Origin of the sequence: Micromonospora chalcea (genome assembly GCF_028768405.1) — a bacterium.
GTDB classification, from domain to species: Bacteria; Actinomycetota; Actinomycetes; order Mycobacteriales; family Micromonosporaceae; genus Micromonospora; species Micromonospora chalcea.
This window is the reverse complement of sequence record NZ_CP118233.1, coordinates 4,185,733-4,204,220: the sequence shown is the minus strand read 5'-3', so window position 1 is coordinate 4,204,220 and position 18,488 is coordinate 4,185,733. Positions and strand designations below refer to the sequence as shown.

General features: G+C 73.4%; 21 protein-coding genes. 16 read left to right on the top strand and 5 right to left on the bottom strand.

What is annotated here, in order from left to right:
* Positions 1-9 precede the first annotated feature (9 nt).
* Both PVK74_RS18505 and PVK74_RS18500 read left to right on the top strand, forming a co-directional pair.
* A complete protein-coding gene (locus PVK74_RS18505) occupies positions 10-693 on the top strand; it encodes a response regulator transcription factor (RefSeq protein WP_030504594.1) in 684 nt (227 codons plus the stop codon).
* A gap of 1,011 nt (positions 694-1,704) precedes the next feature.
* The gene (locus PVK74_RS18500; protein WP_274476887.1) at positions 1,705-2,283 is read left to right on the top strand and encodes a hypothetical protein; all 579 of its coding nucleotides are present in this window, start codon (positions 1,705-1,707) and stop codon (positions 2,281-2,283) included.
* Positions 2,284-2,323: 40 nt separating this feature from the next.
* On the opposite strand, the gene PVK74_RS18495 is transcribed toward PVK74_RS18500, so the two are convergent.
* Complete coding sequence (locus PVK74_RS18495) at positions 2,324-3,130, bottom strand: DUF3109 family protein (protein ID WP_043328070.1); 807 nt, start codon at positions 3,128-3,130, stop codon at positions 2,324-2,326.
* A 74-nt stretch (positions 3,131-3,204) separates the two neighbouring features.
* On the opposite strand from PVK74_RS18495, the gene PVK74_RS18490 reads away from it, so the two are divergent.
* Positions 3,205-4,149 carry a Ppx/GppA phosphatase family protein gene (locus PVK74_RS18490; RefSeq protein ID WP_043328071.1) on the top strand — a complete coding sequence of 315 codons (945 nt, stop codon included), beginning with the start codon at positions 3,205-3,207 and terminating at the stop codon, positions 4,147-4,149.
* 75 nt (positions 4,150-4,224) lie between these two features.
* Positions 4,225-5,031 carry a sugar phosphate isomerase/epimerase family protein gene (locus tag PVK74_RS18485; protein ID WP_064446686.1) on the top strand — a complete coding sequence of 269 codons (807 nt, stop codon included), beginning with the start codon at positions 4,225-4,227 and terminating at the stop codon, positions 5,029-5,031.
* 22 nt (positions 5,032-5,053) lie between these two features.
* On the opposite strand, the gene PVK74_RS18480 is transcribed toward PVK74_RS18485, so the two are convergent.
* The 3 genes from PVK74_RS18480 to PVK74_RS18470 are packed head-to-tail and all read right to left on the bottom strand — an operon-like array spanning position 5,054 to position 7,086.
* Positions 5,054-5,620 carry a CGNR zinc finger domain-containing protein gene (locus PVK74_RS18480; protein WP_018787720.1) on the bottom strand — a complete coding sequence of 189 codons (567 nt, stop codon included), beginning with the start codon at positions 5,618-5,620 and terminating at the stop codon, positions 5,054-5,056.
* A gap of 19 nt (positions 5,621-5,639) precedes the next feature.
* Positions 5,640-6,806, bottom strand: coding sequence for a glutathionylspermidine synthase family protein (locus PVK74_RS18475; protein ID WP_043328075.1), 1,167 nt, complete (start codon positions 6,804-6,806; stop codon positions 5,640-5,642).
* Position 6,807: 1 nt separating this feature from the next.
* Positions 6,808-7,086 (bottom strand): hypothetical protein, encoded by a 279-nt coding sequence (locus tag PVK74_RS18470; RefSeq protein ID WP_223201299.1) that lies wholly within the window; start codon positions 7,084-7,086, stop codon positions 6,808-6,810.
* A 118-nt stretch (positions 7,087-7,204) separates the two neighbouring features.
* On the opposite strand from PVK74_RS18470, the gene PVK74_RS18465 reads away from it, so the two are divergent.
* The gene (locus tag PVK74_RS18465; protein ID WP_064446685.1) at positions 7,205-8,125 is read left to right on the top strand and encodes a proline dehydrogenase family protein; all 921 of its coding nucleotides are present in this window, start codon (positions 7,205-7,207) and stop codon (positions 8,123-8,125) included.
* A gap of 1 nt (position 8,126) precedes the next feature.
* On the opposite strand, the gene PVK74_RS18460 is transcribed toward PVK74_RS18465, so the two are convergent.
* Entirely contained in the window at positions 8,127-8,444 is a 318-nt protein-coding gene (locus PVK74_RS18460; protein WP_166457853.1) for a VOC family protein, read from the bottom strand.
* Between the two features lie 76 nt (positions 8,445-8,520).
* On the opposite strand from PVK74_RS18460, the gene PVK74_RS18455 reads away from it, so the two are divergent.
* The 11 genes from PVK74_RS18455 to PVK74_RS18405 all read left to right on the top strand — a co-directional run bounded on the left by PVK74_RS18455 (position 8,521) and on the right by PVK74_RS18405 (position 18,476).
* Positions 8,521-9,315, top strand: coding sequence for an alpha/beta fold hydrolase (locus PVK74_RS18455; protein ID WP_166457852.1), 795 nt, complete (start codon positions 8,521-8,523; stop codon positions 9,313-9,315).
* Positions 9,308-9,877, top strand: a complete 570-nt coding sequence (locus tag PVK74_RS18450; protein WP_069087782.1) for a TetR-like C-terminal domain-containing protein — start codon at positions 9,308-9,310, stop codon at positions 9,875-9,877. Before PVK74_RS18455 ends, PVK74_RS18450 begins: the two co-directional genes overlap by 8 nt.
* The gene (locus PVK74_RS18445) at positions 9,874-10,209 is read left to right on the top strand and encodes a YrdB family protein (protein WP_064446681.1); all 336 of its coding nucleotides are present in this window, start codon (positions 9,874-9,876) and stop codon (positions 10,207-10,209) included. The genes PVK74_RS18450 and PVK74_RS18445 overlap by 4 nt, the downstream gene beginning before the upstream one ends.
* Before the next feature lie 116 nt (positions 10,210-10,325).
* Positions 10,326-11,885, top strand: a complete 1,560-nt coding sequence (locus tag PVK74_RS18440) for a hypothetical protein (RefSeq protein ID WP_274476883.1) — start codon at positions 10,326-10,328, stop codon at positions 11,883-11,885.
* Between the two features lie 30 nt (positions 11,886-11,915).
* The gene (locus PVK74_RS18435; RefSeq protein ID WP_210886846.1) at positions 11,916-13,310 is read left to right on the top strand and encodes an efflux RND transporter periplasmic adaptor subunit; all 1,395 of its coding nucleotides are present in this window, start codon (positions 11,916-11,918) and stop codon (positions 13,308-13,310) included.
* Positions 13,307-14,182 carry an ABC transporter ATP-binding protein gene (locus tag PVK74_RS18430; protein ID WP_274476882.1) on the top strand — a complete coding sequence of 292 codons (876 nt, stop codon included), beginning with the start codon at positions 13,307-13,309 and terminating at the stop codon, positions 14,180-14,182. The genes PVK74_RS18435 and PVK74_RS18430 overlap by 4 nt, the downstream gene beginning before the upstream one ends.
* Positions 14,179-15,363: an ABC transporter permease gene (locus PVK74_RS18425; RefSeq protein WP_274476881.1), complete on the top strand. Its 1,185-nt coding sequence runs from the start codon at positions 14,179-14,181 to the stop codon at positions 15,361-15,363. The genes PVK74_RS18430 and PVK74_RS18425 overlap by 4 nt, the downstream gene beginning before the upstream one ends.
* A gap of 202 nt (positions 15,364-15,565) precedes the next feature.
* Positions 15,566-15,775 (top strand): helix-turn-helix domain-containing protein, encoded by a 210-nt coding sequence (locus PVK74_RS18420; protein WP_013288759.1) that lies wholly within the window; start codon positions 15,566-15,568, stop codon positions 15,773-15,775.
* A 221-nt stretch (positions 15,776-15,996) separates the two neighbouring features.
* A complete protein-coding gene (locus tag PVK74_RS18415; RefSeq protein ID WP_007465623.1) occupies positions 15,997-16,098 on the top strand; it encodes a 30S ribosomal protein bS22 in 102 nt (33 codons plus the stop codon).
* A gap of 120 nt (positions 16,099-16,218) precedes the next feature.
* Complete coding sequence (locus tag PVK74_RS18410; RefSeq protein ID WP_064446676.1) at positions 16,219-17,292, top strand: NAD-dependent epimerase/dehydratase family protein; 1,074 nt, start codon at positions 16,219-16,221, stop codon at positions 17,290-17,292.
* A 281-nt stretch (positions 17,293-17,573) separates the two neighbouring features.
* The gene (locus tag PVK74_RS18405) at positions 17,574-18,476 is read left to right on the top strand and encodes a lysophospholipid acyltransferase family protein (protein WP_051611579.1); all 903 of its coding nucleotides are present in this window, start codon (positions 17,574-17,576) and stop codon (positions 18,474-18,476) included.
* Positions 18,477-18,488 lie beyond the last annotated feature (12 nt).

The window sequence follows — 18,488 nt, the reverse complement described above, 5'->3', positions numbered from 1 at the left end:
AAACACCCGTTGAGCCGCGTACTGGTGGTCGAGGACGAGGAGTCGTTCTCCGACGCCCTGTCCTACATGCTCCGCAAGGAGGGTTTCGAGGTCTCCGTCGCCGCGACGGGCACCGACGCCCTCACCGAGTTCGACCGGACCGGCGCCGACATCGTGCTGCTCGACCTGATGCTGCCGGAGATGTCGGGCACCGAGGTGTGCCGGCAGCTCCGCCAGCGCTCGCACGTGCCGATCATCATGGTCACCGCGCGAGACAGCGAGATCGACAAGGTGGTCGGCCTGGAGATCGGCGCCGACGACTACGTGACGAAGCCGTACTCGCCACGTGAGCTGGTCGCCCGCATCCGGGCGGTGCTGCGCCGGCAGAGCGCCGAGTCGAACGAGACGGGCGCGCCGACGCTCGCCGCCGGCCCGGTCCGGATGGACATCGAACGGCACGTGGTGACGGTCGGCGGCGCCGGGGTGCAGCTTCCGCTCAAGGAGTTCGAGCTGCTGGAGTTGCTGCTGCGCAACGCCGGGCGGGTGCTCACCCGCGGGCAGTTGATCGACCGGGTCTGGGGCGCCGACTACGTGGGCGACACCAAGACGCTGGACGTGCACGTGAAGCGGCTGCGCTCCAAGATCGAGCCGGAGCCGTCCGCGCCGCGCTACATCGTCACGGTCCGAGGCCTGGGCTACAAGTTCGAGCCCTGACCCCCCGGGCCGGCCACCCGCCCGTCCCCCGTCCACGCCCCCGTCGATCTTGGAGTTGTGGCGCCCAGGATGCCCGGCTTGACGCCTTTCGCGAGGCACCACAACTCCAAGATCGCCGACCCTCGGCGCCTCCCGGGGGAGTTCTCGACCCCCACTCTCCGCCCGACCCTCCCTCGATCGCGCGATCTTGCACTTTGGTGGCCCGCAAACCGGGCGAATCGGGTGCTCGGAGGGCGCAAACTGCAAGATCGCGGGGCCGGTCGCGGCCGCTTCGCTCTCGTCCAGCGCACCCGTCCTGCCCGGTCGCGTCGATCATGAACTTGGCGGCACTTGGCGTCCGGTTTGTCACCGCCAACCTCATGATCAACCCGGTGTGGGGGCCTGGTGGAGGTTTGTTGGGCCTTGGAGTTGTGGTGCCCGGGATGCCCGGCTTGACGCCCTTCGTGAGGTGCCACAACTCCAAGATCGCGGTGATCAAGGAGTTAGTGGGCTCGTGGGTGCCGGAAGGGGCCGCAAACTCCTTGATCAACAGGGCGTGGAGCGAGGCGGCCGGGCCGGGGCGCGGTGGGGGTTTGGCGTGTGTGGGCGGGGTGTCGGGTTCGGGGGTGGTGGGCGGCACTCTGGTGGCGGAATCGTGGGCGGGCCGGTGGCGTTGTAACCGGGTGAACGATCGAGCAGGGCCGCGCCCCCGGAGCGAGGGGGTGCGGGCTGTGGGAACAGTGCCGGTCGTTGAGTACGTGCGGCGGCGTGAGCCGCGGGGAATCATCCCGCTCGGCTGGTCGTTGAACACGGTTCCGACGACGTGAGCCCCGCGCCGCACCCCCGACAGCGTGAGCTGGCCCGGGAATGATGCCGGGCCGACAGTCGTTGGACATCCTTCCGGCGCCGCGTAGAGGCCCCCGCCCCGCGAGCAGCCGGGATCCCCCTTGAGACTTTCTTGAGCGCCTGACGGTGCCCACGCACCCCCGGTCCCCCCGGGGGGTGTGTCGACCCCCGAATGGAGCCCCCATCATGAACACGATTCTGCGTAAGAGCGTTCTGGGTATTGCTGGTCTGGCTTTCACCGGTGGCGTGTTCGCCGGCCCGGTCGCCGCCCACGCGGCCGACACCACCGCGCACGCGAAGCCGGTCACGGCCACCGTGCAGCAGTCCAACAAGCTGATTCCGCACGGCGTGCAGGGCGCCCAGTCCCGCATCGACCTCGACGACGAGCAGACCAAGAACGTGAAGGCGATCATCGCCGCGACGAAGAAGGCCGGCATGGACGAGCGTGCCGCGGTCGTGTCGATCGCGACCGCGTTGCAGGAGTCGAAGCTGGAGAACCTCGGTCACCTGGGTGACCGTAACGACCACGACTCGCAGGGCCTGTTCCAGCAGCGCCCGTCCTCCGGTTGGGGCACGGTGGAGCAGATCACCGACCCCGAGTACTCCACGACCGCGTTCCTGAAGGGTCTGAAGCAGGTCGACGGCTGGCAGGACATGCCGCTGACCAAGGCCGCCCAGACCGTCCAGGTGTCCGCGTACCCGGACCACTACGCCCAGTGGGAGCAGCAGGCCGCCGACCTCGTCGCCGAGCACTGGAACAAGTAAGAGATACGAAGGCCGGCACCCCGAGACGGGGTGCCGGCCTTCACTCGCTTGCGGGGTGCGGGGCGATCTGACCCTGGCGCTGCCGGGCGGCGCACAGCTCGGCCAGCTTCGCGTACGCGGGCGCGCCGATCAGCGCGGTCAGCTCCGGCCCGTACGAGACGTACATCGGCTCGGCGCCGACGTGCGCGTCGGTCGAGGAGGTGCACCACCAGTCGAGGTCGTGCCCGCCCGCGCCCCAGCCGCGCCTGTCGAACTCGGCCAGCGTGGAGATCAGCACCTTCGTGTTGTCCGGCCGCTTGTGCCATTCCTGATCGCGGCGTACCGGCAGTTGCCAGCACACGTCCGGCTTGTACTCCAGCGGGTGCACCCCGTCGCGCAGCGCCTGGGCGTGCAGCGCGCAGCCGCCACCGCCGGCGAAGTCGGCGTCGTTGAGGAACACGCACGGGGCGTCCACGTCGCGGGTGGCGGTACGCCGGGCCGGCGTCTTGCCGTCGACCGTGTCGTTCTCGGTCCAGTTCTTGAACCCGCGCCGGAAGTGCTGCCACGTCTCCGGCGTCAGCCGCTTGACCGCTGCCCGGACCCGCTTCTCGTCGTCGGAGTCGGTGAAGAACGCGCCGTGCGAGCAGCACCCGTCGGCGGCCCGTCCGGCGATGATGCCGTGGCAGCCCTGCCCGAAGATGCACGTCCAGCGGGAGAGCAGCCAGGTCAGGTCGGCGCGGACGACGTGCTTCGGGTCGGCCGGGTCGACGAACTCGATCCACTCCCGGGGAAAGTCCAGCCCGACCTCGCGGCTGCGCGGGTCCTCGGGGTCGTCCACCAGCACGTGAAGCTCGATCTGCCCTGTCACTCGGACCAGCGTACGCGCGGTGACCCCGCCCGGCCGCCGAGCCGACGAAACGTGTTGGCCCTAGGGTCTTTCCCATGCGACTGGGTGTCCTCGACGTCGGTTCCAACACGGTGCATCTGCTGGTGGTCGACGCCCACCACGGCGCGCATCCGTGGCCGGCGCACTCGGAGAAGGTGGTGCTGCGGCTGGCCGAGCAGATCGGCCCGGACGGCGCGCTCACCGTCGGCGGCGCGGACGGCCTGGTCAAGGCGGTCGGCATGGCCCGGGCGGCGGCGGACGGGCTGGGCGCCGAGGATCTGCTGGCGTTCGCCACGAGCGCTGTTCGCGACGCCACTAACGCCGCCGACGTGCTGGCCCGCGTCCGCGACGAGACGGGCGTACGCCTGGAGGTGCTCTCCGGGGCGGACGAGGCGCGGATGACGTTCCTCGCGGTGCGGCGGTGGTTCGGCTGGTCCGCCGGGCGGCTGCTGGCGATGGACATCGGCGGCGGCTCGCTGGAGCTGGCGGCCGGCATCGACGAGCACCCGGACGTGGCGATCTCGCTGCCGCTCGGCGCGGGCCGGCTGAGCCGGGAGCGGCTGGCGGTCGACCCGGCCGGCACGGCGCCGCCGTCGGCCGAGGCCGTGGAGGAACTGCGGGCGTACGTGGACGCGCAGCTCGACCCGGTGGTGGAGCAGTTGACGGCGGTGGGCTGGGAGCGTCCGGTCGCCACCTCGAAGACGTTCCGCACGCTGGCCCGGCTGGCCGGGGCCGCTCCCTCCGGTGCGGGCCTGTGGGCGCGGCGCAGCCTGACCCGTACCGGCCTGCGGCAGGTGCTGGGGTTCATCAGGCACATCCCGCCGGCCCAGTTGCCCGAGCTGGAGGGGGTGAGCGCGCAGCGGGCGCACCAGTTGCTCGCGGGCGCGGTGGTGGCCGAGGCGGTGATGCGGCGGCTCGGTGTGGACGGCGTGGACATCTGCCCGTGGGCGCTGCGCGAGGGCGTCATCCTGCGTCGGCTGGATCAGCTCGCGCCAATGTGACCGTACGAGCGCTCTGGGTTGCTTTGCGGTTGCTCGTCCCGATGCTCGCTGGCGGTTGGAGCTACCCTCGGAGGCGTGACCTACCGCGTTCCGGTACTCCTGTCCACGTCCTCGGTCTTCCCCGAACGGACCGCGGCGGCGTTCCAGCTCGCCGCCGAACTCGGCTACGACGGCATCGAGGTGATGGTCTGGACCGACCCGGTCAGCCAGGACGCGGGCGCGCTGCGCGGCCTCGCCGAGCACTACGGCGTCCCGGTGCTGTCGGTGCACGCCCCCTGCCTGCTGGTCACCCAGCGGGTGTGGAGCCCCGACCCGTGGGAGCGGCTGCGCAAGGCCGCCGAGCTGGCCGAGACGCTGGAGGCGCCGACCGTCGTGGTGCACCCGCCGTTCACCTGGCAGCGTGACTACGCGCGTACCTTCGCCGACGGGCTCGACACGATCGCCGGGCAGTTCGGCGGCCTGCACTTCGGGGTGGAGAACATGTACCCGGTGCGGATGGCGGGGCGGCAGTTCGTCCCGTACGCGCCGGGCTGGGACCCGACCGAGATCGGGTACGCCTCGTACACGCTCGACCTGTCGCACTGCGCTGCGTCGCACACCGACGCGATGGCGATGGCCGACCGGATGGGTTCCGGCCTGGCGCACGTGCACCTGGGCGACGGCACCGGCGAGGGGCGTGACGAGCACCTGGTGCCCGGTCGCGGCGGGCAGCCCTGCGCGGAGATGCTCCGCTCGCTCGCCGGCCGAGGGTTCAGCGGCACGGTGGCGGTAGAGGTGACCACCCGGGGCGCGAAGAGCCGGGCGGTCCGGGAGGCGGACCTGCGCGAGTCGCTGGAGTTCGCCCGGGCGAACCTGACCGCCGCCTCGCCGGTCGACGCCTGACCGGGGCGCGCCGCCCCGGAGGTCAGCTCACCGGGGACAGCGGCTGCGCCGGGACGGCCTGCTCGCCGACCGCGGCCCGCTTGCGGGCCCGATGCGCCGCCACGTGGGAGCGGGTGGCGCAGCGCTCGGAGCAGAACCGCCGGCAGCAGTTGGACGAGGTGTCCAGGTAGACGTTGCCGCAGCGGTCGTCGGCGCAGACGCCGAAGCGGGCGCTGCCGTACTCGCAGAGCCACACCGACAGCCCCCAGACCGCCCCGGCCAGGTATTCGGAGGAGACCGACGCGCCCCGGCTGGTCACGTGCATGTGCCAGTCGGAGGAGTCGTGGCCGGAGATGCGCGGCTGCACCGGGAACGCCTCCAGCAGCGCGTTCAGCTCCGCCACCGCTTCGTTGTCCCGGCCCGAGGTGCCGTACTCGAAGACGTCCCGGAGTCGCTTCTGCGCCCGCCGGAAGATCGCCAGGTCCCGTTCCGCGACTTCGTCGCGCATCCAGCCCTGCTCGTCCGAGAAGACAGCCCGTAGGCCGTCCAGGTCGTCCAGCCGGGCGTTGACGAGCTCGACCCCGGTCCGGGCGTACGCGTCGAAGTTCACGACACCAACGGTAGACGACTCACGGCAGACGCGGTGCGTCGATGTAGTGGGGCAGGAACCGCGCGTAACCGTCAGTGATGAGGCTCTCGCTCTCCCGTACGCCGGCGCCGGCTGACTCGCCGTCCACGATCCAGCTGCCGAGCACCGTCCGGTTGCCCTCGAACTCGGGCAACGCGCGGAACTCCTGGAAGCAAAAGCCCTCGTCGCCGTAGATCCCCGGGTTGGTGATCTCCGTGTCGGCGGTCACGATGCGTACCGAACCGCCTTCGCGGCCGAGCAGCGGCTTGGCCACGTACTCGGTCATGCCGCGCGGTGAGTCCAGGTACGCGGGCAGCAGGTAGTCGTGCCCCGGGTACAGCTCCCAGAGCACCGCCAGCAGCGCCTTGTTCGACAGCAGCAGCTTCCAGGCCGGCTCGATCCAGGTGGTGGGCGTGCCCGGGTCCAGCGCGGGCCGCCCGTACGGCTCGGCCAGCATCCACTCCCAGGGGTAGAGCTTGAAGCAGGTGGTGATCGGGCGGTCGTCGGCGTCGACGAAGCGCCGCCCGTCCCAGCCGACCTGCTGGATCGGCATGAGCGTCACGTCCAGCCCGGCCTGGCGGGCCGTCTCGGCCAGGTAGCCGGCGGTGATCTGGTCCTCGCCCGACTCCTCTTCCTCGGACCAGAGCACGTGCGTCCGGCGCTCGTGCAGCCCGGCGCCGATCTTGGCCCACGCGCCGACCAGCCGTTCGTGCAGGCTGTTCCACTGGTCCGCGTCCGGGCGGGTGTGTTCCAGCCAGTACCACTGCACGATGCTCGCCTCGACCAGCGCGGTCGGGGTGTCGGCGTTGTACTCCAGCATCTTCGGCGGGCCGCTGCCGTCGTACCAGAGGTCGAACCGGCCGTACAGCGTCGGCGGGCTCTCCCGCAGCGAGCGGGCGACCGCCTCGGCGGCCCATTCGGGGATGCCGAACTCGGCGTACCGGTTGCGGGCCACCACGTGCTCGGCGGCGGCCACCGACATCCGGTGCAGCTCCTCCGTCGCCTCCTCCAGGCGGAGCACCTCGTCGAGCGTGAACGAGTACGCGGCCGTCTCGTCCCAGTACGACATGACGTTGCCGTCGGGCAGCTCGGTGTCGACGTACACCAGGCCCTGGGCCCGGATGGTCTCGTCCCAGCCGGGGCGCGGCGTGCTGGCCTCGCGGCGCACGTCAGCCGCCGCAGGAGGCGAGGTGGCTGCCGAAGCCGCCGCGCTCGGGCAGCGCGGCGGTCGTCGGGGCCGGCTCGCCGCGCGCGGCGGTGGCGGTCGCCGGCACACGCAGGGCGACCGCGACGGTGTCGCCGCCCCCGCCGGCCGGTCCGAGCGCGCAGTCGTCATCGTCGTCGTCGTAGCCGTTGTTGCAGCCGGAGAGCGCGAGGGCGAGCGCGGTTAGCGCGCCGAGCTGCACGGAGGCCGAGCGGAGCCGCCGCCGGGGGTGTCGTCGATCCACGTGAACGTTGTAGCCGATCGACGCCAGCCGGGGGTGCCCGCCCCGGGTCCGCGCGCCGACCCGAGCGGGCCTCGGACGCGCCCGGCGGAGGGCCGGTGATGAGCGTTACGCTCGGCTCATGCTCCGTTCCGTCATCCTCGCCGCCTCCCGGTCTTCCCAGGTGGAGCGGCTCGTCGCGACGGCCCCGTTCACCCGGGACGTCGTCCGCCGGTTCGTCGCCGGCGCCGCCACCGACGACGCGCTGCGCGCCACCCGCGAGCTGGTCGCCGACGGCCAAGCGGTCACCCTCGACTACCTGGGCGAGGACACCACCACCCCGGAGCAGGCGAACGCCACCCGGGACGAGTACCTCACGCTGCTGAGCCGGCTCGGCGCCGCCGGGCTCACCCCGGCCGCCGAGGTCAGCGTGAAGCTGTCCGCGCTGGGCCAGATGTTCGACGAGCATCTCGCGTACGACAACGCGCGGGCGATCTGCGCGGCGGCCGAAGCGGCGGGCACCACTGTCACGCTGGACATGGAGGACCACACCACCACCGACTCGACGCTGGACATCCTGGCGAAGCTGCGCAAGGACCACCCGTCGACCGGGGCGGTGCTCCAGGCGTACCTGCGGCGGACCGAGTCGGACTGCCGGGAGCTGGCCTCCGCCGGGTCGCGGGTGCGGCTGTGCAAGGGCGCGTACAAGGAGCCGGAGTCGGTGGCGTACCAGTCGGCCCGCGAGGTGGACAAGTCGTACGTGCGCTGCATGAACGTGCTGATGTCCGGCGACGGCTACCCGATGCTCGCCACGCACGACCCGAGGCTGATCGCGATCGGCGAGGACCGCGCCCGCTGGTTCGACCGCGACCCGGCCCGGTTCGAGTTCCAGATGCTCTACGGCATCCGGCCGGAGGAGCAGCAGCGCCTGGTCGGCGAGGGCTACACGGTGCGGACCTACGTCCCCTACGGCGACCAGTGGTACGGCTACCTGATGCGCCGGCTCGCGGAGCGCCCGGCGAACCTGGCGTTCTTCGGCCGCGCGGTGCTGTCGAAGAAGTGAGTCAGTCGTTCGACCAGGCCCGGGTGCACAGCACGAGGCGGTAGCCGTCCGGGTAGGCGAACGTGACACCCCACCTGTCCCAGTACGGGCCGGCGGAGACCCTGGTCCCGCCGGCCCGTTCGATTCTCGGGACCAGTTCGTCGTCGGGTGGTCCGTCGAGGTAGAGCACGAAGAGGTCCTCGCCGGTGGGGCGCGGCTCGACCGCGAGCGTCGAGCCGTCGACCAGCTCCAGGTGCCAGCCGGCCCCGGGCAGGCCGAGCATCACCAGGTCGCGGCTCGGGCGGGCGAGGCGTACGTGGGTGTCGGCGGTGATCGGCATGCCGGGATCGTGCGACCTCATCCCGGGTTGAGGTCAAGCTTGACGCATCTTGGCTAATAGCCTTAGCTTTAAGGCTATGACAGTTAGCCAGGTGAAGCGGGACGGCGGCACTATCGCGTACGAGGTGCACGGCTCGGGCCCGCTCGTGGTGCTCGCGCACGGCATGGGCGAGAACCGGGCCGCCTTCCGGCACCTGACGCCCCGGCTGGTCGCGGCCGGCTACCGGGTGGCAGCTGTCGACGTACGCGGGCACGGCGACTCCAGCCCGCGCTGGCCCACGTACGCCCCGAAGCACGTCGGCGGCGATCTGCTCGCCGTGGTGCGGGCGCTCGGCGGAGGCCCGGCCACCCTGGTCGGCAGCTCGTCCAGCGCCGCCGCGATCGTCTTCGCCGCCGCCGAGGCGCCGGAACTGGTCAGCGGCATCGTGCAGATCGGCGCGTTCGTCGGCACGCCGAAGCCGAACCCGCTGATGCGGGTCGCGCAAGCCGTCGTGCTGCGCAGCCCTCGGCTGTTCGGGCTGTTCCACCGCACGCTGTTCCCCTGCGGACGCCCGGCGGACGACGCCGCGTACCGCAAGGAGCTGGTCGCCAAGCTGCGCGGCCGGATGGCCGCCGTGCGCGGCGTGGTCGCGCCGGCCGACCCGCACTGGACCGCGCGGGCGCGTGACGTGCGCCGTCCGGTGCTGGTGCTGATGGGCACCAAGGACCCGGACTTCCCCGACCCGGGCGCGGAGGCGCGGGCCGCGCGACGACTGTTCGCCGTCGCCGAGGCGCGCATGATCGCCGACTCCGGCCACTACCCGCACGCCGACCAGCCCGACGCCACCGCCGCCGACCTGGTCGAGTTCCTGGCGGTGACCGCGCGTGCCTAGGGCCGGCCTGACCCCGGCCACAGTCGTGCGGGAGGCCGCCGTGCTCGCCGACGAGGTCGGCTACGAGAAGCTGACGCTGGCCGCGCTCGCCGCCCGGCTCGGCGTCGCGCTGCCCAGCCTCTACAAGCACGTGCGCGGCGTGGACGCGCTGCACCAGCAGCTCGCCGTGCTCGCCACCGCCGAGATCGCCGACGTGCTCACCACCGCCGCCGCGGGCCGGGCCGGCGGCGACGCGTTGCGCGCCGTCGCCGCCGCCTACCGGGCGTACGCGCGGCAGCACCCCGGCCGCTACCCGGCCGCCCAGCGGGCGCCCGACCCGGCCGACGCCGAACACCTCGCCGCCGGTGAGCGCGCGGTCGGCGCGATCCGGGCGATCCTGCTCGGGTACGGCCTCGACGGCGACGATGCGATCGACGCGATCCGGATGTTCCGGGCCGCCGTGCACGGCTTCGTCGCGCTGGAGGCGGCCGGCGGATTCGGGTTGCCCCGCGACACCGACCGTTCCTTCGACCAGCTGATCGCGGGCCTGGACCGCGCCTACCGTTCCTGGGGAGACCGATGACCGCGCTGCTGCTGGGCGTGATCTTCCTGCTGGAGCTGGCCCTGCTGGGCTCGGCCGGGTACTGGGGCTTCACGCTCGACGCCGGCTGGCCGCTGCGCCTGCTGGCCGGGCTCGGCGCGCCGCTGGTGATCGCCGTGGTGTGGGGACTGTTCTGCTCACCGCGCGCCGCCGTGACGCTGCCCGACCCGGCCAAGCTCGCCGTCCAGGCCGCCTGCTTCCTCACCGGCGGCGTGCTGCTCGCCCTGGCCGGTCATGCCGTGCCCGGCGTGGCCCTGGTGGCCCTCTGGGCAGCCGACAAGGCCACGCTGACGCTGACCGGCACCCCGATCTGAGAGATCTTGGAAGAATTCGGCCCCTCTGGGGGCCCTTTCCTTCCAAGATCTCGGAGCGCGGCGGAACAGCGGCGGGACTCTTTCCCGGAACGCCCGATTGGTCGTACCCTTCGCCGGTGACCGACGGCGACGAGCAGCCTCCCGGCCGGACGACGGACGGCGACGAGCATCGTCCCGCCGTCGATGCCGTCGATGCCGTCGACAAGGCGAGCGCCGCCGACGCGGTCGCGGCCAACGTCAGCGCCAACGCCGGCGCTGACGACACCCGCGCCGAGACCGCCCGCGCGGCTGACGCCGGCGCCGACAGCGCCGAGGTGGACGCCGCCGTTGACACCATGGCACCGGCACCGGCGTCGTTGCCGCACCCCGTCGCGGTACCCGCGCCGTACCCCGTACCAATGGCGCACGTGGGCGAGCCGACGCGGGCGGTGCGGAAGCGGCGGCGCTGGCCGCTCTGGACCGCGCTCGGACTCGCGCTCGGCCTGGTGGCGGGCGCGGTGCCCGGCGTGCTCCTGCGCGGGCCCGCGCAGGACGCGGCCGGACGGTCGGCCGCGAAGGGCGACCCGGGCACGGCGGCGCAGCGGCGGCTCGGCGAGCGGATGCTCGCGCTGCTGGACCGGCAGGCCACCGCGCTCGTCGGCGCCGACCGGGCCGGCTTCCTCGCCATCGCCGAACCGGCGGCGCGGCCGGCCCTGAGCCGGCGGTACGCGGCGCTGCGGGCGCTGCGCGTCACCGTGTGGCGGCCGGCCGCCGACGGGGTGCCGGAGGCGGCCGACGGGCAGCCCGGACAGTGGCGGCAGACGATCACAGTGGGGTACTGCTTCGTGGCGCCGGACTGCGCGCCGAGCACTGTGGAGCTGGACGCGCGCTGGCGGCTGGTGGGGGAGGAGCCCCGGCTGACCGCGCTGGAACCGTCCGGCACGGACCCGGCCGGCGTCCGGCCGTGGCAGGCGAACGACCTGGCCGTGACGGTCGGGAAGCGGGTGGTGGTGGCCACCACCACCGCCCAGCGGAGCAAGCTGCCCGGCCTGCTCGCCCAGGCCGAGGCGGCCGCCCGGGTCGCGGACCGGTACGCGGTCGGCGACGCGCGGCCGGACCGGTATCTCGTCTACTACGCCGGGAAGACCGAGTGGCGGCGCTGGTACGGCGGTGGCCGGCCGAAGTGGACCGCCGGGTACGCGGTCGGCGTCGGCGGTGGACGCCACGACGTCGTGCTCAACGCCCAGACCCTCACCCCGGACGGCGTCGACGACCTGCTGCGGCACGAACTCACCCACGCCGCCTCGCTGCCCGACCGGGGGTACGCCGACCGCGCGGACTGGTGGCTGGTGGAGGGGCTGGCCGAGTACGCCGGGGCCGACGGCCAGCCGGTCCACCGCTACGAGGGACTGACCGAGGTGCGCGACCTGCTGCGCGGCGGCTGGTCCGGGCGGCTGGAGGCGGTGGCGCCGGAGGCGGACGCGAGCGACAGCCGGGTCGGCGGCGCCTACGGCGTCGGCTACCTGGCCGTGCGGCACCTGGTCGACCGCTACGGCGAGCAGCGGATGCTCGACTTCTACCGGGCCGTGGTGCACGAGCGGCGGTCACCGGCGCAGGCCGCCGACGAGGTGCTCGGCGACCCGTGGTCGATGCTGCACGACGAGTGCGTCGCGTACGTGCGGGCCGTCGTCGGCTGACACGTCGACGCCTGTCGACGGGGTCGTAGCATGGGCCGGGTGGCCCGCACTCCCTCGCCGCGGCTGCCCGCGGCCCGCCGCCCCCGTCTCGTCACCGCGCTGCTCGCCGTCGTCGCCCTGACCGGCACGACCGCCGCCTCCTGCGGCGACGACGCCCCGGCGGTGACTGTCGCCGAGGTGGGCCGCGCCCCGGTCAGCGAGGTGATCGACGCGCCCGCCACAGTGACCGCACGGGCCGCGGCCACGCTCACCGCGCCCGCCGACGGCACGCTCGCCAGCCTGCGGGTCGCCCCCGGCGCGCGGGTCAGCCGCGGGCAGGTGCTCGCGGTGATCGACTCGCCGTCGGCCCGGGAGCGCCTGGCGCAGGCCCGGGAGGCGCTGCGCGCGGCGAAGCGGGCCGGCCGGGGCACCGGCACCGGTGACCTGGGCGGCAGCCGGCGGGGCACCGACCGGGCCGCCGACGAGGCGTTCGCCGCCGCCCGCGCCGCCGCCGGCAAGGTCGGCGACCCGCAGGTACGCGCCGCGCTGCTGCTCCAGGTCTCCTCGGCGCAGCGACAGTACGAGTCGGCCGCCCGCGCCGCCGACCGGGCCGTCGCCCAGGTGCAGCGCGGGGTCGCCGGGCTGAACAGCGCCGTCGGCGCGCTGTCGGCCGCGCAGCGACTTCAGGCCCAGCAGGCGTACGACCTGGCGAAGGCGACAGTGGACGCGTTGACGCTGCGCGCGCCGATCTCCGGTGTGGTGCAGCCGGGCGGCACCCGGGCGGCGCCGGCCGACCTGGCCGGGCTGCTCGGTGCGGCCGGTGGCTCTGCGGTGCCCGGTCTCGACCCGTCGGCGTTCGGCGCGGGCGGGCAGGGCGGACCGCCGCCCGGCGTGGACGACGCGATCCCGGCCGGTGGCCGGGTCACCGCCGGCACGCCGGTGCTCACTGTGGTGGACACCGGCCGGCTCGGCCTGCTCGCCGAGGTGGACGAGACGGACGTGCTGCTGGTGCGGGCGGGGGTGCCCGCCTCGGTCGAGCTGGACGCGGTGACCGGCGCGACGTACGACGCCACTGTGCGGTCGGTCGACGTGCTGCCGACCAGTTCGGCGCGGGGTGGCGTCACCTACCGGGTCCGGCTCGACCTCGGTGCCGGACGGATGGGTGAGGCCGAGGCCGCCCCGGCACCCCGCCCCGGCATGAACGCGGTGGTACGCCTGCGGGTGCGCGAGGCAGCCGACGCGGTGGCGGTGCCGGCGTCGGCGGTCTTCTCCGCCGACGGGCGGGACGCGGTCTGGGTGCTGCGGAACGGTCGCGCCGACCGGGTGCCGGTGACGGTGGGCGTGCAGGGGCAGGACCTGGTGCAGATCGTCGACGGCGTACGGGCCGGCGACCGGGTGGTGGTACGCGGCGCCGACCAGGTCCGCGACGGCCAGGAACTCCCGTGACCGAACCGGCGATTGAGGCGGTCGACGTCTGGCGCACGTACGAGTTGGACGGCGTCTCGGTGTCCGCGCTGCGCGGCGTGTCGCTCACCATCGACCAGGGCGAGTACGTGGCGGTGATCGGCCCGTCCGGCTCGGGCAAGTCGACGCTGATGCACCTGCTCGGCGGGCTGGACCGGCCCAGCGGCGGCCGGCTGGTGATCGGCGGCCGGGACGTCACCACGCTCACCGCCCCGGAGCTGGCGACGCTGCGCAACGAGACGATCGGCTTCGTGTTCCAGGCGTTCCACCTGCTGGCTCGTACGTCGGCGGTGGACAACGTGGCGCTGCCGCTTGTCTACCGGGGCGTCGGGGCGCGGCAGCGGCGGGAGCGGGCGGCGGCGATGCTGGGCCGGGTCGGTCTCGGCCACCGGCTGCACCACCGGCCCAACCAGCTCTCCGGCGGCGAGCAGCAGCGGGTGGCGATCGCCCGCGCGCTGGTCACCGAACCGGCGGTGCTGCTCGCCGACGAGCCGACCGGCAATCTGGACAGTGCCACCGGCGAGGCGGTGCTGGAGCTGCTGGAACAGCTGAACGCCGAGTCCGGGGTGGCGCTGGTGATGGTGACCCACGACCAGGAGGTGGCCGCCCGGGCGCGCCGGCGGATCGCGGTGCGGGACGGCCTGATCCGCTCGGACAGCGCTCATGATCGACCGCCGTCGGACGGCTCCGGCGTACCTGCGACACTGGACCCCGCTCCCAGCGCGGAGCCCCGGTCCGTGTCCGGAAGCGGCCCGGGGCACCCGCCCGGTGGCTCCGGTGGCGCCGCCGGTGCCACCGGGCGCCTTCCGCGGCCCGAGCAGCGCCTTCCGCGGGCCGGCGGGAACGCGGGATGAGGCTGGCCGAGGCGTGGCGGGTGGCGTGGGACGCGCTGCGGGCCAACCGGCTGCGCAGCGTGCTGACCATGCTCGGGGTGATCATCGGGGTGGCCTCGGTGGTGATCCTGGTGGCCATCGGCACGGGCACCAAACAGCAGGTCGAGCAGCAGGTCGAGGGGCTCGGATCGAACCTGCTGCTGGTGGTGCCGGGCCGGATCGAGGTGGGCAACGCGCCGGTGGTCTCGCCGCTGGACCTCAGCGACGCGGACGCCGTCTCCCGGGTGGTCGGCGATCCCGACCGGGTCGCGGTGACAGTGGCCTCCGGCGCGACCGCGCGGGCCGGCAACCGGTCCGACTTCACCACCGTGCAGGGCGTGCTGGAGACCACCCCGTCGGTGTTCACCAGGTCGCTGTCGCGGGGCCGCTACCTCACCGGGGCGGACGTCGACACCAGCCGCCGGGTCGCGGTGCTCGGCGACTCGGTCGCCCGGGCGCTGTTTCCCGACCGGGACCCGCTCGGCCAGCAGGTCACACTGGCCGGGGTGCGGTTCCGGGTGATCGGCGTCTTCGCGCCGCTCGGGCAGAGCCTCGGCGTGGACCGGGACGACGAGGTGCACGTACCGGTGACGGCGGCGCAACGGCTGTGGGGCACCCAGCGCATCGACGGCATCGCGGTGAAGGCGCCGGACCGGGAGCGGATCGACGAACTCGGCGAGCGGATCGTCGCGGAGCTGTCCCGCCGGCACCCGGACACCGAGTTCAGCGCCGTCACCCAGCGGCAGATCCTCGGCGTGCTCGGCGACATCCTGGGCGTGCTCACCGGTGTGCTGGCCGCCATCGCGGGCATCTCGCTGCTGGTGGGCGGCGTCGGCGTGTCCAACATCATGCTGGTCTCGGTACGCGAACGGACCCGCGAGATCGGCCTGCGCAAGGCGGTCGGCGCGCGTCCCCGGGACATCGGCGTGCAGTTCCTGCTGGAGGCGGTGCTGCTCACCTCGGTGGGCGGCCTGACCGGGATGGCGCTGGGCGTGGGCACCGCGCTGCTCGTCGACGCGTTCTCCCCGATCCCGGCGGCGATCACCTGGTGGTCGCTGGCGCTGGCATTCGGCGTCTCCGCGGCGGTCGGCATCGTCTTCGGCGTGGTGCCGGCGCAGCGGGCCGGCCGGCTCGACCCGGTGGTGGCGCTGCGCGCGGAGTAGGCGTTACGGACGAGACACCCGTCCGGGCGAAAAACCCCTGGTGGACATCGGGTGAACGGCTGTCCCGCCATGATCAAAGGGTGGAAGGGATCGCGCAGGTCACAGCCGTCCCGCTACCGTACTGGTTACACGCGCGTCGCTCGTCGAGGCGGGAGCACCTGCCCGGTGACACGCGCCGGGCACGGGAATGGGTCGGTGAGCCATGGCCGGGTCGCAGTCCGACGCACGGCTGTCGGATGTCAGGTTCCTGACCGTCGCCGAGGTGGCGACGGTCATGCGGGTCTCCAAGATGACTGTCTATCGTCTCGTGCACAGCGGTGAGCTGACCGCGGTGCGGGTCGGCCGCTCGTTCCGGGTGCCCGAGCACGCCGTGCACGAATACCTCCGGGGCGCCTTCCAGGAGTCCGCCTGAGCACTCGGCGGGCCGGTCCGCCGAGTGCGACGAAAAGGGGCATCGACGGGGGCGCGTTGGTCCTGCTGACGCACTCCGGTTAGGCTGGACCACGACCGTGATCGCCCTCTGGTGTGCCCTGCCCACCACGCTGGTCCGGTCCGTTGTCCGCAAGCGGTCAAGACGCCACCGGCGGTGGTGTCTTCCGGTCCGCCCCGAACGTTGCATCGAAAGGCTGTCGTATGGGCTCGGTGGTCAAGAAGCGCCGCAAGCGCATGGCTAAGAAGAAGCACCGCAAGCTGCTGCGCAAGACCCGCGTCCAGCGTCGCCGTCTCGGCAAGTGACCGGGGCCGGGCACTGGCCCGGCACCCGGCACCACTTGCCAACTGTCGACCCTCGGAGGCTCAGGTGATCAGGCCGTGGACGTCCCGGCTCGATCCCGCCTGCCGCGCAAGGCGCACGACATGACCCCCGGTGACACCTCCGGTGCCCCGGGGGTCGTCGTCGTGACCGGGGTCGGTCGCTGGCTCGGCGCGCACGTCGCCGCGCGGCTCGCCGCCGACCCGCGGATCGAGCGGGTCATCGGGGTCGATCCGGCGCCGCCCAACCCTGAGCTGGCCGACCTGCTCACCGACGTGGAACGGGTCCGTCTCGACCTGGACTCGCTCGGCGGTCTCCTGGCCGACCTCGACGTCGACGCCGTGGTGCACCTGGCGCTCGTCACCTCCCCCGACCCGCAGCAGGGCGGCCGGTCGGCGATGAAGGAACAGAACGTCATCGGCACGATGCAGATGCTCGCCGCCGCGCAGCGCGCGCCCCGGCTGCGCAAGCTCGTGGTCCGATCGTCCACCGCCGCGTACGGGGTGTCGTTCCGCGATCCGGCCGTCTTCACCGAGGAGACCGAGCCGCGCGAGGTGCCGCGCGGCGGTTTCGGCCGCGACATACTCGACATCGAGGGGTACGTCCGCGGGTTCCGCCGCCGCCGGCCCGACGTCACCGCGACCGTGCTGCGCTTCGCGCCGTTCATCGGTTACGCCGCCGACACCACGCTCACGCGCTACTTCTCCCAGCCGGTGGTGCCCACCGTCTTCGGCCGTGACCCCCGCCTGCAGTTCGTGCACTTCGACGACGCGCTGGAGGTGCTGCACCGGTCGGTCGCCGAGGACCACCCGGGCACGTACAACGTCGCCGGGCCGGGCGTGCTGTCGCTGTCGCAGGCGATCCGCCGGGCCGGCCGGGTGGCGGTGCCGGTGCTGGAACCGGGCCTGGCCGGGGTCGCCGCGATCGCCCGTAGCCTGGGCTTCGGCCGGTACGGCCTGGACCAGGTGGACCTGTTCGTGCACGGCCGGGTGGTGGACACCAGCCGGCTGGAGCGGGAGTTCGGCTTCACGCCCCGCTCGACCGCCGCCGCGTTCGAGGACTTCATCCGCGCCCACCACGGCGGCGTCGTGGTGACCCGGGACCAGTTGGCCGCGGCCGAGCGGTTGGTGCTGGAGAGCATCCGGCAGGTCCGCTCGACCGTACGGGAGCGTTCGTGACCAGCCCGGAGGAGCGGCGCGACGCGCGCTACGACGTACCGCTGGACGTGCCCGGGCCGGGCGCGGAGCCGGCACGGCGCAACGGACACCGCCGGGTGACCGCACCGTCCGCCCGCCCGGCCGCGCCGGTCGAGCCGGACACCTCCGCCGACGAGCCCGGCACCCCGGCCGGGTCGGCCGCCCCGGGTCCGGCCGCGCACCGCCCGACGGCCGAGAAGACGGTGGCCAAGAAGACGGTGGCCAAGAAGACGGTCGCGAAGAAGGCCGTGGCGAAGAAGGCCGTGGCCGGCGACGCGCCGGCCGGTGACACGCCGCCCGGACCGGCGGTGGCCGACCGGCCGGGCGACCACTGGGACCGCAAGGTGGCCCAGGGCCTGGCGTTCCTGCGGCGGCGGCTCGCCGGTGACTACGAGGTCGACGAGTTCGGCTTCGACCCCGACCTGACCGACGCGGTCGTCCACCCGCTGGTCCGGCTGCTCTACCGGGACTGGTTCCGCACCGAGGTCAGCGGCATCGAGCACGTACCGGCCGAGGGCGCGGGCCTGGTCGTGGGCAACCACTCCGGCACCGTGGCGCTCGACGCGCTGATCCTCTCCACCGCGCTGCACGACCGGCACCCGGCGCGCCGCTACCTGCGGCTGCTCGGCGCCGACCTGGTCTTCCGGATGCCCGTCGTCTCCGAGATAGCCCGCAAGACCGGCGGCACCGTCGCCTGCAACCCGGACGCGGAGCGGCTGCTCGGCAACGGCGAACTGGTGGGCGTGTTCCCGGAGGGCTTCAAGGGGGTCGGCAAGCTCTACTCCGACCGCTACAAGCTCCAGCGCTTCGGCCGGGGCGGATTCGTCTCCGCCGCGCTGCGCACCGGCACGCCGATCGTGCCGGTCGCGATCGTCGGCGGCGAAGAGATCTACCCGATGCTCGCCGACATCAAGCCCCTCGCGCGGCTGCTCAAACTGCCGTACTTCCCGGTCACGCCGACGTTCCCCTGGCTCGGGCCGCTGGGCATGGTGCCACTGCCGAGCAAGTGGCTGATCGAGTTCTGCCCGCCGATCCCGACCGCGCACCTGCGTGACTCCGCCGACGACCCGCTCGTGGTGTTCAACCTCGCCGACCAGGTGCGGGAGACGATCCAGCAGACGCTGCACAAGCTGCTCGAACGCCGCCCCGACCCGTTCGGGCCCTGAGCGAACGCGCGC